Here is a 15,588-nt window from a genome sequence, read left to right on the forward strand (position 1 = left end):
TACCCTCCTACCTTACGCGCACCTTGACGCGCTTCTCCGCATCATTGAGCATCAAGTGCATTCGGCTTCGATTCTCCCGAGAGGCGCGATCGTGAGGCTCAGACTCCTCGGCACGTCCAGCGGTAAGACCGGCTGCCCGGCTCTCTACGAGACCGACCGTGGCACCTACGTCGTCCAGGGCAAGCTCCTGAATGATCCAGAAGCGATAGCCGACCTCGTCGACGTACGCGACGACGAGTTCTATGTCGAGGTCCCGCCGGAGGTGCTGAAGCTCGCGCGAGGACCGCAGGAGTGAGCGGAAGGTTCCTGACGCGATCCGAGTGGGTCGAGACCCTTCACGCCTTCCAGCACACCGCGTTCCGGCTCGAAACCCGCGAGAACTACAGCGAGCCCGAAGAGGAACCCATCATCCATCGCTTCCTCGACAGCGGAGAGATCGATGAGTCCTACATGGACGACTGGATCGCCGAACTGGCACCCCGGCTCTCGGCCGGCCAGCGCATGGAGCGGGTTCGCGTCGTATCGGAGCCACACTCGGACTACACCCGCTTCGGCCTGGCCCTCGCCCGCTTCAACATCCAGGCGGGCGAGGACATCCGATATCTGTCTCGTCCGCGGGCGGCTCGACTCGACTTGCCGGACCACGACTTCTGGTTGATCGACTCCACTACGCTGCTCATCCTGAGATTCGGGAACGATGACGCTCTCCTGGGCGCCGACCTTGTCACCGATCCCGCTGTAGTCGTGAAGCACTGCTACTACCGGGACGTGGCCCAGCAGTACGCCATCCCGTGGCAGGAGTACACCAAGCAGAATGTCCACCTACGAGAGGGCCCGTGATGCTCTCGGCATCCGCCTACGTGAGCTGCGGCGAGACGCTCGCCTGACCGGCCAGCAGCTCGCCGAGGCTCACGGCTGGCACCGCACGAAGATCTACAAGATCGAAGGGGGAAAGCAGACGCCCTCGGACGCCGACCTGGAGGCGTGGGCGGCGACCTGCCACGTCCCCGAGCAGACTCCCGAGCTGATCGCCGCGCTGCGCTCCCTTGAAGGCCAGTACGTCGAGTTCCGCCGCATGTTCCGACGTGGCATGGCAGCCCAGCAGCAGACATTCGCCGAAGCCGAGGCAGAAGCCGCCATCATCCGCAATTTCGAGTCCTGCTTCGTACCTGGCCTGCTCCAGACACCCGAGTACGCCCGTTACCGCCTCCAGGAGGCGATCACCTCCGACGGGGCCCACGATGACCTTGATGAGTCGGTCGCCGCCAGGATGGCGCGCCAGCAGATCCTCTACGCGCCAGGCCGCCGCTTCCACTTCGTCATCACCGAATCCGTGCTTCGGCTGCAGCTGTGTCCACCCGAGGTCCTGGCCGGCCAACTCGACAAGCTGGCCGTCGCCTCCACGCTGCGCACTGTGCGATTCGGCGTCATTCCCTTCACGGCGGCCTTCCCGGTCGCCCCGGTGCATGGTTTTTGGATCTTCGACGATCGGTGGGTGTCGGTCGAGACCGTCACCGCGGCGCTCACTGTCACCCAGGCCCCCGAAGTCGGCACGTATCTGCGCACCTTCGCCCGCCTGGCCGACGTGGCGATCTACGGCCGGGAAGCTCGCGCCCTGATCGAGAACATTGCCGACGGGCTGGAGCCTCGTCAGTAAGGCTGATGCTCCAAGGTGCGCGCCGCGACCCACCTTCTGAATAGTGAAGCATCTTGGCGCACAATGCTTCAGGGTGCGTATGCCGTAGTCGTAGCGTCCTGGGCATGGACAGTCACGGGTCCACACCCCCACGCGACCGCCCGGCAGATCCGGCGTCGGCAACACGAGCAGGTCTGCCGACGGGCGAGGCCGGTCGACGCGTGGGAGGCGGTATGACCACGGTTGCCGCCCGGGTGCCGTACGTCGTCGCCTACGAGGTCGAGACCGTCGCGCTCGACCTGGCCGTCATCCACGACGTGTGGGCGCTGAGCGGGCGGCGGCTGTCCTACGCCGACCCCAGGGCAGACGATTGGCACCTGTCCGTGCTGTGGGCCCGGCAGAAGTGCGATCGGCGTGGCAAGGTCAACTACAAGGAGATGCACACCCTCCGGCAGCGGGCATGCATGCTGCACCGGCTGTGCCAGGTGTGCGAAGGTCCCGCGCTGGATCCCGGTACCGGACGCCTCTCCTGGGTTTTCCACAACAAGACGCACGCCGCGTCCGGCCACCTCAGCAAGCCACCGACATGCGTCCGGTGCATCCCCGAGGCGCTGGACGCGTGCCCGCATCTCCAGCACCAGGCCCACGTCTACACCTCACCCGACTACAAACCATGGGGAGTGAAAGGAATCGTCGTCCCCCCTTCCGGTCCGCCGACTCTCCAGGACGTCTCACTGACCGACCGCCACACGCTGGAATACACCCTCGCCAGGGCCCTGATCGTGCACGTATCAGATCTGCGGCCCGAGCGATCCCCATAGACGGCCTGGCTCTTGCCCCTCTGCCGATGCGACGGCAAGGGCCGGGCTGCGACATCCGGCGCGTCCGTCAAACCACCGGGCGGGCGGCCCGCTCTCTGCTGGAGGGCCTTGAGCGGGCCGCCTCACACCCGAAGCCCCAGGACCCCCATCCGAAAGTGGCGCGTTGCCTGACGTCTGGTGATCCGTGATCTGACGATGAGCCACAGGACGTCGAACTGGGCCATCGCGGCCACCACCGCCACCGTGATCACCCCTGGGGTACGCCACCAGGGCCGGTAGTCAGTGAAGCCGGTCGTTTCGTCCATCGGTTCCGACAGGTCGTACTGCCAGGCCAGCAGGAGGATCAGGCAATAAAGCAAAGTCAGCGCGACGGCTAGCGAAAGCAGCGTTTTGTATGCCTTGGCCCTGCCCCGCAGGAGCGAGAGGTCGATGGCGGTCAGGACTGTGCCGAGGACGCCGAACATGAGCGCTATCCGCGAGGTCCATATCCAGGCGGCCGCGATCGTCGAGTCGGTGCCATCACCTGGCCCTACTGACAGGTCGGCCAGCCAGATGCCGGTGAAGTTGATCGCCGCATACGCCGCCGCGCACGCGGGCCCGGTGAGCGCCAGAATCCTGCCGCGCCACATGCCGCCCTCCGCCGGATTCCGTCTCAGCGCCCGCGACCAGATCAGCAGCGCCAGAGCCGACAGCTGGGCGGCGGCCGCCGCCAGGAGTGTCACGGTCAGGGTGGGCTGGTACCAGCCGGGGAGCAACGTATCGCTGGTGAGGGGAAGGGCGGGGTCGAGTTCCTGGATCTTCCACAGGACGTCGTCGGCAACGGGGTTGCTCATGTGGACGTGCCACACCCAGAACACATAGGTCAGGCTCAACGGCCCTACGAGCAGAGCAACCAGGTTGAATCGCCGCTGTCGCCGAATCAGCCAGGCGATAGCCCCAATGGCGAGCGCGGCCAGGACAAAGAAGACCGCGATCCCTTGCGTTCTGCCCCACGCGACGGTGTCGAAGTGGGCCATGCCGTAGTCGAGGTAGTCCCGGCTCTGGGACAGGGCCTTTCTGGCGACCGCTTCCACGCTGGCGCAGACGGCGATGTTCAGGGCCGTGACGATGGCTCCGAACGGGAGTATCGACCACATCAGCGCCGTGGCCGCCCGCACGCTTCGATCCATGGCGATCATGTTCGGTTAGACGCCACGCGACGTGATCGGTTCCTTACGCCCTGAGACATGCACGGCTAACGCGACGTGACGCCGTACTCGGCCGCGAACGTGGCCAGGCTGGCGACGGCGTCGCGGCTGCGTTTCCACGGGCGGACGATCAGCCGGTCCACCCCCAGCTCCGCCCAGTCCGCCACCTCCTCCGGCGACGCCAGCGAGTACGCGTGCGCCGTTACCGAGCAACGCCGCTCCCCCCGCAGTGCCGCCAGCCGGGACAGTTGCGGCCTGATCGACTCCAGCGTGTGCGGCATGCTGATCCAGCCGTCACACAGGGTCGCCGCCCGGCGCAGGGCGGCGGGTGATTCGCCGCCGCACAGGATCGGCAGCTGGTGCTGTACGGGCTTGGGCTCGAACGCCACCTCGGGAAAGGAGTAGAACCGCCCCGAATGCGTGACCACAGGCTCACTCCACAGCCGTCTGGCCACCTCGATCGCCTCGTCCAGCCGAGCCCCGCGCGAGGCGAAGGGGATGTCGGCCGCGTCCCACTCCCCCCGGTACCAGCCCGCGCCCACTCCGCAGATCGCCCGGCCCGACGACACCACATCGAGCGTGGCGAAGGCGCGGGCCGAGACGAACGGGTGGCGCAGCGCGAAGAGGTGTACGGCCGTGCCGAGCCTGATCCGGGAGGTCAGCGCGGCCAGCCAGCACAGGTACGCGGGCGCGTCGAACAGCGGCGTGGCCGGCTTGATGCCCGGCTCCGAGGTGCCCGGGTAGAGGGCCAGCGACAGGTCGGTGCTGAAGACGAGGTGCTCGGGCAGCCACACGGACTCGAAGCCCAACTCGTCGGCGGCCACCGCGACGTCCTTCCACGCGGCCGGGTGGATGAGGCCGAGCGGGACGCCGTACCTCACGGGTACCGCCTCAGATCGCCGCCGATTACCGACTCCCGCACACGGGCCCGGTGTACGGCGGAGCCACCGTACGCGGCCGACAGCGACCAGGCCCGCGCCAGCCAGAACCGCAGGTCCAGCTCGTCGGTGTAGCCGATCGCGCCGTGCACCTGCAGCGCCACCCGAGCCGCCAGCGCGGCCGCCTCGCCCGCTGCGGCCTTGGCGGCACTGACGTCCCGATCCACGCTCGGCACCGGACGATCAGCCTCGCGTCCCGGCCGCGCCGCCAACGGAGCGTCCGCCGGCCGGTCCGGCGAGAGCACCGGCTGGTCTGTGGCGGGCTCTGGCCGGTCCACCGACAGCGCCGCGCGGTGGACGAGCGGGGCGGCGAAGTCCAGTGCGATGGCCACGTCGGCCAGCTGGTGCTTGACCGCCTGAAACGACCCGATGGCCGCCCCGAACTGGGTCCTGACCTGGGCATGCACCACGGCGGTCGCCAGCAGCTGCCTACCCACCCCGATGAGCTGCGCCGCCGTCGCCACGGTGGCCCGCCACAGGGCAGGGACGTACGAGCGGTCCAGCAGTACGGAGTCGTCGAAGGAGACGTCGAACAGCTTCCGGCACGGGTCGACACCGGGCCGGGGCGCCAGCCGTACGGACTCCTTGGTGACCAGGTGCAGGCCGTCCGCGCGCGCGACCACGAGCAGGTCGGCCAGGTCGGCGTCAGGGGCGTACGTCTGGCCGGGCAGCAGCACGCTGACGCAGACCGACCCGGAGGCGAGCTTCGAAACGTCGTCCAGCAGGTACGGCGCCGCCACGGCGGTCTCCACGACCGGTCCGGGCAGGCAGGCCCGACCGGTCTCCTCCAGCGCGGGCACCGCGTCCACCAGCCTGAGCCCGAGCCCGTCGGCGTCCGGTGGTAATAGCAGCCCGAAGAATCCGATTTCGGCCAGCTGCTCCCAGGCCGGGCGGCGCTCGGAGCGCAGCGCGGCGGGCGGGCAGTGGGCGCGCAGCACATCCCGTACCGTCGCCCCCAGGGCCAGTTGCTCGTCGGTGAACACGAACTTCATCGGGGCAGCCCCAGGACTCGTTCGGCGATGATGTTGCGCTGGATCTCGTTCGTGCCCGCGTAGATGGGCCCCGCCAGCGCGAACAGGAACCCGTCGAGCCACGGCGTCTCCCCCGCCCGCTCGCCGAGCAGCTCCATGGCCAGGGTGTGCATCCGCAGGTCCAGCTCGGACCAGAAGACCTTGCCCATGCTGGACGCGGACCCGATCTCGGCACCCGACATGAGCCTGCGGGCGGTGGCGAAGGTGTGCAGGCGGTACGCCTCGGCATCGGTCCAGCAGCGAACTGCCCGGTCGGCGAGTTCGGGACCCGCGTCACGGGCCAGGTGGACGAGCCGATCGGCGGTGGCCAGGAAGCGGCCGGGGCTGCGCAGGGCCAGACCGCGTTCGGACGAGGTGGTGGCCATCGCGATCCGCCAGCCCTCCCCAGGCGCGCCGAGCACCATCGAGTCGGGCACGAAGGCCCCGTCGAAGAACAGCTCGGCGAATCCGGGCAGCCCGTCGAGCTGCGCGATCGGCCGGACCGTCACCTCGTCGAGGTCGAGCGGGAACATGAAGTACGTCAGTCCCCGATGCCGACCATCCTCCGAGGTACGGAAGAGGCCGAACCCATGTGAGGCGTAGGCGGCGCGGGAGCTCCACGTCTTCTGCCCGTACAGCCGCCAGCCACCGTCCACCCGCGTCGCGCGGGACTTCAGCGCGGCCAGGTCGCTGCCCGCCTCCGGCTCGGACCACGCCTGTGCCCAGACCTCGTCGGCCTTGGTCATCCCGGGGAGCCAGCGCCGTCGCTGTTCCTCGGTGCCGTACGCCATCAGGGTCGGTGCCAGCAGGAAGATCCCGTTCTGGGTGACCCGGCCGGGGGCGCCCGCGGCCCAGTACTCCTCCTCGAAGATCAGCCACTCGATCAGCGAGGCGTTCCGCCCGCCGTACTCCTCCGGCCAGGAGACGGCGGACAGCCGGGCGGAGGCGAGCAGCGCCTCCCACGCGCGGTGCGCCTCGAAACCCTCGGGAGTGTCCATCGACGGCAGCCCATCGGGTACGTGACGGGCCAGCCAGTCGCGAACCTCGGCACGGAAATCCTGCTCGGCCGCGGAGAAGTCGAGATCCACAGACACCAACCTAGCGCACGCTTGGTCGCGTCGCCAGATAGCGGTATCCGGACATACCCTGAAGCGGTGCAAGGACTGCTGCTCCGCCTGTCGACACTGGACACCGACGCGGAGAGCGCCGTGCGCGTCATCGCCTATTTCGACTCGCTGGTACGCGACCACGTGAGCGTCCCGGTGCTGCTCTCGGCGACCGCCCACCTGACCCAGTGCCCGGTGGGCCTGCTCGACGCGGCCACCGGCAGGGCCACCCGCAGGCACCCCGGCGGTCAGGTCGACCACGACGACCACATCGACCAGCCCGGCACGGTAAGGGAACTGGCCGCCGGTCTCGGCACGGTTTGGGTGGAGCGCGAGGGCACCCCGCACGGACTGGACGAGATCGTCCTCGAACGGTTCGCGGCCGCGGCCGAGGTCACGCTGGAGCGCGCTGCCGCGCTGGCCCGGGAGGGCAGGGACCCGGCGCTGGTGGAGCTGGCCCTGTCGGCGGAGACCGGCGAGGCGGAGCGGGCACGGGCGCTGCGACTGCTGGGGTTCGATCCCGCGACGCCGCTGCAGGCGCTGGCCATCGCGGTCCCCGCGGACGAGGGCTTCGCCCTGGTGCCCGGCCTGCGAACAATGGGGCACCACATCCGCGCGGCCCGGATCGGCGACACGGAGGCGGTGCTGGTGGCCTCCGCGCTGCCGCGGCTGCCCGACTCGGCGCGGGTCGGCATCGGTCCCGAGCTGCCCGGTTCGCGGGTGGCCGAGTCGTGGGCGGGCGCGCGCACGGCGCTGCGCTTCACCGGGCCGCAGGACCGCGTGGTGCGCTGGACCGAGCTGGGCGCGCTGGCCCTCTACGCCGACGTGCCGGACGCGGCGATCGCCGAGCTGGCCGATGTGCGGGCGATGGAACGACTCGGCGGCGAGGGTCGCACGGCCGTGCGGGCGCTCTGCGCCGAGGGCTCGGTACGCCGGGCCGCCACCGTCCTGCACCTGCACCACAGCTCGATGGCCGTACGGATCGCACGGGCGGAGTCGGCCCTGGGCTTCTCCCTCGCCGACTCCGCCGGACGGCTCCGCGCCCACCTGGCTCTGGCCCTTGTACGGCTGCGCGCCAACGGCGAAACAGGATGATCTTCAAAAGCGGGAACGGGTAACTCTCAGGAGCGGGAACGGGTGACCGAGAACCAGAACGGCCGGCCAGGACACTGGATCCCGCCCGGCAAACCCACCGACGTCCCGCCGGGCGTGCAACCGGAGTCCGAAGGCAAGCTCCTCTGCCTGGAATGCGGCTTGTGGTTTAAGCAACTCGGCCAGCATGTCGTGGCGAAACACGACATATCAGCCGATGACTACCGGCGCGTCCATGAGCTGCCGCGCGGCTTCGGCCTGCACTCCACCCCGGTCAAGGCGGTCCGCAGGCAGGCGCAGCGCGCCAAGTGGGACACCGACCCGGAGTTCCGGGCCCGGCTGCGCCCCAAACGCTCCCGGGAAGAGCTGGCCGAGCTGTCGAAGGCGGCCGGGCGGGACTCTCTGAGCCGCGCGGGCGTACGGGCCGCGCGCCGCACCGGCGGAACCGTGGTCAAATACGGTCATCTAGGGACCGCGGCCCGCAAGGCCAAGCTCGCGGCCGAGGTCGCCGAGCGGTGCCGGGCGGCGGGGTTCGTCAGCATCGAGCAGGTCTTCACCCGCCACCCGGAGCTGACCAACCAGCAGATCGCCGCGCTGCTGGGCATGTCGAAGGGCCGGGTCGACAAGATGCGACGGCGGCTGGGATTCGAGGCGCCCGGCCGCTGGGCCAAAGACTATGTCGTGAAAAATCCGGCGCTGCTCCCGGCGATCCCGGCCGACGAGCTCGCGGCCGTGCCGCACGGCACGCAGCCCACCCGCAATGGTCACCTGTTGTGCCTGGAGTGCGGGCGCTGGTTCAAGACCCTGGTCCAGCACGTGTCGGTGATGCACGGCGTCAAGGTGGCCGACTACCTGGCCCGGCACGGCATCGACCCGCACGAGACACGGGCGCGCGAGCTCGGGTACGCCTCGCTGGCCGACCTGCTCGCCGCCACCGCCGACTGGAACGGCACCGACCTGGCCGAACTGCTGGGCGTCACCCAGCGCAAGACCCGTGAGCTGCGCCACCGGCACGGCTTCACCCCGCCCCGGGGAGCGCGGCCGGTCGGCTTCGTGCCCCGGACGCCGCGCCCCCATCCGCCGCTGTCAGCGGCCGAGCTGGCAGCGGTGCCGTACGGCCGGCAACCCGAACGCGACGGCCAGCTCGTGTGCCTGGAGTGCGGTACGTGGACCCGCGGCCTGGCCGCCCACGCCGTCGCCAAGCACCAGATCGGCGCGGAGGACTACCGTGCCCGCCACGGCCTGCCCTCCGACCTGAAACTCCACCGACGCCCGACCTCGACTCCCTAGTAGCCCAGCGGTCAGCTGCTCTGCGAGCCGTCCAGCCGGTACGCCCGCTGAAGCGCCGCCAGCCGAGCCGCCCGCGCCCGCCTGCTCAACTCCGTGTCCGGGATCAGCCCGTCAGACCCATGGAAGGCACCCGGATAGAGGTGGAACTCCGTTGACACCCCGGCCTGAACCAGCCGCTGCACATAGTCGATGCACTCGTCCCTGAACACCTCCAGCTCGCCCACGTCCACGAACGTCGGCGGCAGCCCGGACAGGTCCGTGGCCCGGGCCGGAGCGGCGTAGGGAGAGACGTCCTCGGTCCCGGCCTTGTCACCGAGCAGGGCCTTCCACCCGAACAGGTTCGCGGCCCGGTTCCAGACCACCGCCTCGGCGAACTCGTGGCTGGACGGCGTGATGTTGCGGTCGTCGAGCATCGGGCAGACCAGCAGCTGGAACGAGATGTCAGGACCACCCCTGTCACGGGCCAGCAGCACGGTGGCCCCGGCGAGCCCGCCACCCGCGCTCGCCCCGCCCACGGCCAGCCGGGCCGGGTCGATGCCGAGGTCGCCGGTGTTCTTGGCGGTCCACACCAGTCCGGCGTAGCAGTCCTCGACCGGCGCCGGGTGCGGGTGGTCGGGCGCGAGCCGGTAGTCCACGGAGACGATCACGGCGCCGAGCTGCTCGACGAACCCAATCATCATGAGGTCGTCCATGTCCGGTGTGCCGACGATCATGCCGCCGCCGTGGATCCAGTACAGGCCGGGCCGGCCGGTGTCCGTCCCCGGCTTCCGGTAGATCCGCACCCGCACGTCGGGCGCGCCTTCGGGCCCCGGCACGTACCGGTCCTCGATGACGACCTCGGTCTCCGGCCTGGGGGCGGCCGCGAGCATGGCGTTGATCTGCGCCCGGTGCCCGCTGAGATCGAGGGCCGGGTCGCTGAGATCCGTCGACGGCATGACCAACTGGTCGAGTGCCGCCCTCAGCTCCGGGTCGAGATTGGGATGAACTGCCATGTAGCTTCCCTCCACGAGACCTCACCGTACGTCTCGATGATGGAAGGGCGGCGACAGGGGGACAACCGCCAAGCGGCGGCGTTTCCCCCTCCTCTGCCCGCCAACCGGTCAGCTCAGCTCCGGGGATCGTCATCGACGACGGAGCCGGGTCCCTGCGGGACATCTCGGGGCGGGTCGTCGTCGGTGTGCTTACTCGACATTCCCGAATGACCGCTCCGCTCGGGCGTACAGCTCCAATGCGCTCATTAGGTCCGGCTTGCGGAAATCCGGCCACAGCACGTCGGTGAATACCAGCTCCGCGTACGCGGTCTGCCAGAGAAAGAAGTTCGACAGGCGGAAATGTCCGCCAGTCCTGATGAAGAGATCCACGTCGGGAGTATCCGGCCAGTAGAGGTGCCTGCGGAACGTCTCCTCGTCGAACTCTTCAGGGCGTATCTCTCCTGCCATCGCGGCTCTCGCCAGGCCGACCGCGGCATCGACCAATTCCTTGCGGCCGCCGTAATTGAGCCCGAACTGCAGCGTGACGTGGCCGTTCGCGGAGGTGGTCTTCTCGATCGCTTCCACTGTCCGACGCAGGTCAGCGGGAACCTCCAGCCTGCTCCCGGTGAGCCGGAATCGCACGCCAAGCTCGTTGAAGTCGTGCAGTGACAACTCAAGCACTCGGCTGAACAGTTCTATGAGCTTGCGGACCTCCGGCTCGGGGCGCCCCCAATTCTCGGACGAGAACACATGAATCGAGAGATAAGGTATGTTCAGCTCGACGCAGGCGGAAAGGACTGACGCGAAGGCTTCCCTGCTGGCATCGTGTCCCGCGGATCTGGGCAGTCCGCGACTCGTCGCCCATCTGCCGTTACCGTCGGCCGATATGGCGATGTGCCGGACGGGCCGAACTACGGGTACCATTGCTGTACCTTTCTCATCGCTTTGGGGGCGCCGCGGTTTTCGAACGCGACGCGATCACGTGGAAATACTGGACCTCCCCCGCTCGGTACGCACTTAGCATGGCGGAATGAAAGTGCGCCGTTTCCCGCCGACGAATCTCGGTACGGTCCTTCTCGGCAAGGGATGAATAGGCGAGACTGAGCTTCCAGTAGGGGAGCTGACTCTCGGATGCGTCGACAACCAATCTGATCCGGTAGCCCGCCTGTTCGATCGCTGACAGACAGGTTCGCAGGTCCCCGATCGCGCTCACCCAGTAGGTGTTGTAATAGCGCGCGATCGAGCTATTACAACTGCTGACGAAGTGGTCTGCGATCGCGAGTACGCCGCCTGCCGGTTGCATGGCCGCAAGCGAAGGGAAGAGGGTCGCCGGGTCGCCTATCTGACAGACCGCGTCCAGCGCGATGACGAGGTCATATGCCGTGCCGTTCCACCAGGTGTCAGAGTGCGCGTCGCCGACTACAGGGACGACCTTGCCCTGGAGAGCTAGCTTCGCGGTCTGTGCCGCGATGAAGTCCACCTGCTCCGGCACTATGGTGAGCGACGTCACGTCGATTCCGTACTGGTCCGCCAGGAGAAACGACGTTCCGCCGAGCCCGGCTCCACAGTCAAGCGCCTTGGATATGTTTCCATGCCATCGGCGAGCCCTTCTCAACAGCACGTGAACGTTACGCTCCTGCCCATCGTGCATCGTTGCCCGTAATCGGTCGGCACCTATTTCCGGGCGGATCCAACCCGGGACGAAGAGGTTCTGCTCGGTTTCCGAATCATGGCATCCGACATGCGCGTGGACCCGGCCGTTCACTCCGTACTTGCCGAGGTATTCTGCCTGTTTCCAACGATAGTACTCGATGATCTCTTCATGGCTCGGCAATGTTTTCTCCTTGGGTCAAGGATCTGCTCATCGACAGTGGTGCCGTCTTTGCGGCATCCGCCCATCTGTGGTCGAACCAATCGCGAACCAGCCCGACGAAAACCGCATCGGTGAATTTTATCGCGGTGTAGGTGGTGAGTGTCGGGAAAGCTATGACGACCTCTCTTCTCGACAGCCCCTGCAAGCGCAGGCGATTGTCGCGCAACCCGGCCACGGAAGCCGACGCGATATTTTTGAACAAGGCGATGAACTCGGGGACCGCCGGATGATCCAGCGTGACCAGATAGCGGAACGTCACGCCACGGGACGCCGCCGTCATGATCCGATCGTGCACCTGGCCTGGAAAGTTCTGCAGGCCGACGGTCTGCGCCCATATATCATCGCCGTCGTCGGCGCGCTTGTACTGCTCGAGGAGTGAGTCGATCATGTCTTCCCGGCTCCAGAACACGACCACCGATCGATCGGAGTTCTTGGAGACGGACTTCCGTTCAAGGTGGTAAGTTCTACGCGCATAATGCACTGCGGCTATTGATGTCAAGACGCTTATAATGCCGAAAATGATAGTCAGGATATTAGCGCCGGTGAAGAGGTCTCGCAAATGACGCCCCTCCTCCTAGGGAAGGATTGGGTTTGTGAGCCAGTATGTGGGCGTATGGCCCGGCGGGCAAGCGGCCTACGGGTACAGAGTTGTTTGAGTGCCGGAAGTGAGCGTTGGGCCCGCGAAGAACGCCCGATGGCGGCGCCTGGAATCCCATAAAGGCCGTTTTCCTCGAAAGTACTAATCAGAGCCATTAAGGTTTCCTCGCCCCGCAGAATCCGCTGATAGAGGACCTCCGCGCGGCAGTGCCCAGCGACACGCTCTCGTGGACGACTGGACTGCCGAGCCCCGTACAACCTCAGGGGCCTCGCGCATGTAGTAACCATCAAAATATTGATATGTCCCTCTCACTCGACCTGCTCAGGACCTTTCTCACGGTCCACAGGACCGGCTCCATCACGGCCGCCGCGCAGACGCTCGGACTGTCTCAGCCAGCGGTGACCGCGCAGGTCAAGGCGCTGGAGACGGCGCTGGACCGGCCGCTGTTCGACCGGCTGCCGCGTGGCGTCGCGCCCACGGCCGCCGCCGACGAGCTGGCCCGCCGGGTGGCCGCCTCGCTGGACGCGCTGGACACGGTCGTGGATAGCGAGCTGCCGTCCGGCGGGGCGGTCCATCTGGGAGGTCCTGCCGAGTTCCTCTCGGAGGTGGTGATCCCGCTGCTCGCGCCATTGGTGCGGGAGGGTCTGCGGCTGCGGACGACGTTCGGATTGTCCGACGGCCTGCTCGCCGATCTGGCGGCCGGGCGGCTCGACCTGGTGGTGTCCACGATCCGGCCGCGCGTCCGGGGCGTCCAGGCGGAGCCCGCGTACGACGAGGAGTTCCTGCTGGTGGCCAGTCCCGAACTGGCCGGGGCGGAGGATTGCGGGACCAGGCCGCTGATCGCCTACGCGGAGGACCTGCCCATCGTGCGCCGCTACTGGCGGACGGTCTTCGGCAAGCGGCCGTCGATGGCCGCGCAGGTGGTGATCCCCGACTTGCGGGGCGTGCTGAACGCGGTACGGGCCGGAATGGGCGTCTCCGTTCTGCCCGCGTACCTGTGCCGGGCCGATCTGGCGGCGGGCCGGCTGGTCACGCTCGCGGAGCCGGAGCTGGCGCCGATCAACACCGGTTATCTCGCGGTCCGCTCGGGCGGACTGGCCAGGGCCGCCGTCGCCAGAGTGCACGCGCATCTGCTGGCGGCACTCAAATCAGCCCCCGCTTACTGACACGAGGCCTCATAGCCAGCGATAGTTGAAAGGCGTACGGTCAATGTATGGCTGAAAACCCCGAAACGGTGCATTGGCGGGGTGTGCACCACCTCGCCCTGGTCACTGCGGACATGGACGCCACTGTGCGCTTCTGGCACGGCGTGCTCGACGCCCGCCTCGTCACCACGCTGGCGATCCCCGCCTTCAAGCACTACTTCTTCGAGGTGGCGCCGGGTAACACCGTCGCCTTCTTCGAATACACCGGCCAGGAGCTCGACAGCTTCGCCAAGCCCGCCGGCGTCCCCTACGCCAAGGCCGCCCAGTTCGACCACCTGTCGCTGCACCTGCCCGACGAGGACGCCCTGGTCCGGCTGCGTGACCGGCTCAAGGCGCACGCCTGCGAGGTCACCGACGTGATCGACCACGGCTTCCTGCGGTCGATCTACTTCAGCGACCCCAACGGCATCGCGCTGGAAGCCTCCTGGTGGACGATCGACCCCACCGGCCGGCCGGTCGACTACGCGGACGAGCGCCTGTTCGCCGACCCTGACCCGGTGCCGGCCGTACGGGAGCTGCGCGAGAACGGGCGGCTGGACCACACGGTCAGCACCCGACTGGTGGACGGGATCATCGAGGACCTCCGGCGTGAGGGGATCACCCTGGAGCCTTGACCTTGGCGGAGAGACCCGGCCGACCGCGACGGCCTTGGGGCTCTCGCCCTGGGCGAGAAGCACGCTCGTGATCAGCGTCTGGTGGCCCGCCCCCACACCCAGCTCAGCCAGTCCCAGCCGAGCAGGCCGCACACGATGATCACAGCGCCGAGGCCGACGGATAGACCGAGGGCGGACAGCATCTGCAGGTCCATTCGAAGCTCCTAAGAGGGGTTGTGAGAGGAGGCCTTCGCCACCGTCCCTCCAGATCCGGACGGAGACCCCGCGACCCCGGCGAGACCGTCGTAGTGACGTAGGGCGGGCTCGCAGGGGGCATGAAGACCCGGCTCTTGCCGTCGAGCAAGGGCCGGGCGGTCTATGGGACCCGCTCGGGCAGCAGGTTCGATACGTGCACGATCAGAGCCCTGGCCAGCGTGAATTCCAGCGTGCAGAGATCGGTCAGTGGAACGTCCTGGAGAGTCGGCCAGCCGGAGGCGGAGAAGACGGTTCCCTTCACGCCCCACGGTTCATAGTCGGGCGAGGTGTAGACGTGGGCTTCGCACTGGAGATACGGGCACGTGATCCGCGCCTTCGGGATGCACCGCAGACACGTCGGCGGCTTGCTGAGCCGATCGGACGCGGCGGGTACCTCCTCGTGGAACACCCAGGACAGACGCCCGGTGCCCGGATTTATCGCAGGACCCTCGCACACCTGGCAGAGCCGGTACAGCATGCACTCCCGCTGCCGGAGCGTGTGCATCTCCTCGTAGTTGACCTTCCCGCGCCGATCGCACTTCTGCCGAGCCCACAGCACGCCCATAACCCAGTCACTCCCCACCGGGTCGGCGTATGACAGCCGACGCCCGCTCAGCGCCCAGACGTCGTGGATGACGGCAAGGTTGAGCGCGACGGTTTCGACCTCGTAGGCGACGACGTACGGCACTCGGATGGCGGTCGTGGTCATGCTGCGATCCGCGGTACCGACGATGAGCGCCTGGCGGTAGGTGGCGACTGCTCGTGTGCGGCCGGAAGCCAGGTGCGTGAGCAGCCCAGTGCCGTCGTCTCGCCACTCGTGGTCGCGTTCGGGAACGTACGGCGGGGCTAGCGTGCCCGTAGGCTGTGTCATGGGTCGCACCTCCAGTGTGCGATCAAGGGCCCGTCCTGGCGCGCGAACGCCGGTGGTCGGGCCCGACTCATGTCAAGCCGATGACGGCATGACCTTGCCCTCACTATAGGACCTCTTAAGACCTCTTGGGAGGTAGTCAATC

General features: G+C 67.9%; 18 protein-coding genes. 8 read left to right on the forward strand and 10 right to left on the reverse strand.

The genetic code is table 11. The annotated features are described in order from the left end of the window. Positions 1-91 precede the first annotated feature (91 nt). From AB0L53_RS37425 to AB0L53_RS37440, 4 genes are all read left to right on the forward strand, one after another. Positions 92-295: a hypothetical protein gene (locus AB0L53_RS37425; RefSeq protein ID WP_358442605.1), complete on the forward strand. Its 204-nt coding sequence runs from the start codon at positions 92-94 to the stop codon at positions 293-295. Further along, positions 292-840: a DUF6879 family protein gene (locus tag AB0L53_RS37430; RefSeq protein WP_364004507.1), complete on the forward strand. Its 549-nt coding sequence runs from the start codon at positions 292-294 to the stop codon at positions 838-840. Before AB0L53_RS37425 ends, AB0L53_RS37430 begins: the two co-directional genes overlap by 4 nt. Continuing rightward, the gene (locus AB0L53_RS37435; RefSeq protein WP_364004510.1) at positions 815-1,657 is read left to right on the forward strand and encodes a helix-turn-helix transcriptional regulator; all 843 of its coding nucleotides are present in this window, start codon (positions 815-817) and stop codon (positions 1,655-1,657) included. Before AB0L53_RS37430 ends, AB0L53_RS37435 begins: the two co-directional genes overlap by 26 nt. A 212-nt stretch (positions 1,658-1,869) precedes the next feature. After that, entirely contained in the window at positions 1,870-2,457 is a 588-nt protein-coding gene (locus AB0L53_RS37440) for a hypothetical protein (protein ID WP_364004513.1), read from the forward strand. A gap of 122 nt (positions 2,458-2,579) precedes the next feature. Here the strand turns inward: AB0L53_RS37440 and AB0L53_RS37445 are convergent, their stop codons facing one another. From AB0L53_RS37445 to AB0L53_RS37460, 4 genes are all read right to left on the reverse strand, one after another. Beyond that, complete coding sequence (locus AB0L53_RS37445; RefSeq protein ID WP_364004516.1) at positions 2,580-3,626, reverse strand: hypothetical protein; 1,047 nt, start codon at positions 3,624-3,626, stop codon at positions 2,580-2,582. 65 nt (positions 3,627-3,691) lie between these two features. Next, positions 3,692-4,525 (reverse strand): TIGR03619 family F420-dependent LLM class oxidoreductase, encoded by an 834-nt coding sequence (locus AB0L53_RS37450; protein ID WP_364004519.1) that lies wholly within the window; start codon positions 4,523-4,525, stop codon positions 3,692-3,694. Further along, on the reverse strand, positions 4,522-5,574 hold the full coding sequence (locus tag AB0L53_RS37455) for an acyl-CoA dehydrogenase family protein (protein WP_364004522.1): 1,053 nt from the start codon (positions 5,572-5,574) through the stop codon (positions 4,522-4,524). The genes AB0L53_RS37450 and AB0L53_RS37455 overlap by 4 nt, the downstream gene beginning before the upstream one ends. After that, on the reverse strand, positions 5,571-6,680 hold the full coding sequence (locus tag AB0L53_RS37460) for an acyl-CoA dehydrogenase family protein (RefSeq protein WP_364004525.1): 1,110 nt from the start codon (positions 6,678-6,680) through the stop codon (positions 5,571-5,573). Before AB0L53_RS37460 ends, AB0L53_RS37455 begins: the two co-directional genes overlap by 4 nt. Positions 6,681-6,746: 66 nt before the next feature. On the opposite strand from AB0L53_RS37460, the gene AB0L53_RS37465 reads away from it, so the two are divergent. Together AB0L53_RS37465 and AB0L53_RS37470 are read left to right on the forward strand one after the other, a co-directional pair. After that, complete coding sequence (locus AB0L53_RS37465) at positions 6,747-7,793, forward strand: helix-turn-helix domain-containing protein (RefSeq protein WP_364004528.1); 1,047 nt, start codon at positions 6,747-6,749, stop codon at positions 7,791-7,793. 42 nt (positions 7,794-7,835) lie between these two features. After that, the gene (locus AB0L53_RS37470; protein ID WP_364004531.1) at positions 7,836-9,080 is read left to right on the forward strand and encodes a MucR family transcriptional regulator; all 1,245 of its coding nucleotides are present in this window, start codon (positions 7,836-7,838) and stop codon (positions 9,078-9,080) included. Between the two features lie 11 nt (positions 9,081-9,091). Here AB0L53_RS37470 and AB0L53_RS37475 read toward each other — a convergent pair whose 3' ends face one another. From AB0L53_RS37475 to AB0L53_RS37490, 4 genes are all read right to left on the reverse strand, one after another. Further along, entirely contained in the window at positions 9,092-10,072 is a 981-nt protein-coding gene (locus AB0L53_RS37475) for an alpha/beta hydrolase (protein ID WP_364004534.1), read from the reverse strand. A gap of 189 nt (positions 10,073-10,261) precedes the next feature. After that, on the reverse strand, positions 10,262-10,975 hold the full coding sequence (uppS, locus tag AB0L53_RS37480) for a polyprenyl diphosphate synthase (protein ID WP_357654551.1): 714 nt from the start codon (positions 10,973-10,975) through the stop codon (positions 10,262-10,264). 13 nt (positions 10,976-10,988) lie between these two features. Then, positions 10,989-11,885: a class I SAM-dependent methyltransferase gene (locus AB0L53_RS37485; RefSeq protein ID WP_364004538.1), complete on the reverse strand. Its 897-nt coding sequence runs from the start codon at positions 11,883-11,885 to the stop codon at positions 10,989-10,991. After that, positions 11,872-12,339 (reverse strand): hypothetical protein, encoded by a 468-nt coding sequence (locus tag AB0L53_RS37490; protein WP_364004541.1) that lies wholly within the window; start codon positions 12,337-12,339, stop codon positions 11,872-11,874. Before AB0L53_RS37490 ends, AB0L53_RS37485 begins: the two co-directional genes overlap by 14 nt. 482 nt (positions 12,340-12,821) lie before the next feature. On the opposite strand from AB0L53_RS37490, the gene AB0L53_RS37495 reads away from it, so the two are divergent. Together AB0L53_RS37495 and AB0L53_RS37500 are read left to right on the forward strand one after the other, a co-directional pair. Further along, positions 12,822-13,688 carry a LysR family transcriptional regulator gene (locus AB0L53_RS37495; RefSeq protein WP_364004544.1) on the forward strand — a complete coding sequence of 289 codons (867 nt, stop codon included), beginning with the start codon at positions 12,822-12,824 and terminating at the stop codon, positions 13,686-13,688. A 47-nt stretch (positions 13,689-13,735) separates the two neighbouring features. Continuing rightward, positions 13,736-14,341 (forward strand): VOC family protein, encoded by a 606-nt coding sequence (locus AB0L53_RS37500; protein ID WP_357946531.1) that lies wholly within the window; start codon positions 13,736-13,738, stop codon positions 14,339-14,341. Positions 14,342-14,412: 71 nt separating this feature from the next. Here the strand turns inward: AB0L53_RS37500 and AB0L53_RS37505 are convergent, their stop codons facing one another. Together AB0L53_RS37505 and AB0L53_RS37510 are read right to left on the reverse strand one after the other, a co-directional pair. Beyond that, a complete protein-coding gene (locus AB0L53_RS37505) occupies positions 14,413-14,535 on the reverse strand; it encodes a hypothetical protein (RefSeq protein WP_364004548.1) in 123 nt (40 codons plus the stop codon). 161 nt (positions 14,536-14,696) lie between these two features. Then, entirely contained in the window at positions 14,697-15,446 is a 750-nt protein-coding gene (locus AB0L53_RS37510; protein WP_364004551.1) for a hypothetical protein, read from the reverse strand. Positions 15,447-15,588 lie beyond the last annotated feature (142 nt).

The sequence above is a fragment of the Nonomuraea sp. NPDC052129 genome, from assembly GCF_040680095.1.
GTDB lineage: Bacteria > Actinomycetota > Actinomycetes > Streptosporangiales > Streptosporangiaceae > Nonomuraea.

What these genes read in the sequence shown, in the direction of transcription:
- AB0L53_RS37455 (WP_364004522.1), bottom strand. Translation starts at nt 5,574, where the DNA reads ATGAAGTTCGTGTTCACCGACGAGCAACTGGCCCTGGGGGCGACGGTA.
- uppS (WP_357654551.1), bottom strand. Translation starts at nt 10,975, where the DNA reads ATGGTACCCGTAGTTCGGCCCGTCCGGCACATCGCCATATCGGCCGAC.
- AB0L53_RS37475 (WP_364004534.1), bottom strand. Translation starts at nt 10,072, where the DNA reads ATGGCAGTTCATCCCAATCTCGACCCGGAGCTGAGGGCGGCACTCGAC.
- AB0L53_RS37500 (WP_357946531.1), top strand. Translation starts at nt 13,736, where the DNA reads ATGGCTGAAAACCCCGAAACGGTGCATTGGCGGGGTGTGCACCACCTC.
- AB0L53_RS37440 (WP_364004513.1), top strand. Translation starts at nt 1,870, where the DNA reads ATGACCACGGTTGCCGCCCGGGTGCCGTACGTCGTCGCCTACGAGGTC.
- AB0L53_RS37495 (WP_364004544.1), top strand. Translation starts at nt 12,822, where the DNA reads ATGTCCCTCTCACTCGACCTGCTCAGGACCTTTCTCACGGTCCACAGG.
- AB0L53_RS37445 (WP_364004516.1), bottom strand. Translation starts at nt 3,626, where the DNA reads ATGGATCGAAGCGTGCGGGCGGCCACGGCGCTGATGTGGTCGATACTC.
- AB0L53_RS37505 (WP_364004548.1), bottom strand. Translation starts at nt 14,535, where the DNA reads ATGGACCTGCAGATGCTGTCCGCCCTCGGTCTATCCGTCGGCCTCGGC.
- AB0L53_RS37510 (WP_364004551.1), bottom strand. Translation starts at nt 15,446, where the DNA reads ATGACACAGCCTACGGGCACGCTAGCCCCGCCGTACGTTCCCGAACGC.
- AB0L53_RS37435 (WP_364004510.1), top strand. Translation starts at nt 815, where the DNA reads ATGTCCACCTACGAGAGGGCCCGTGATGCTCTCGGCATCCGCCTACGT.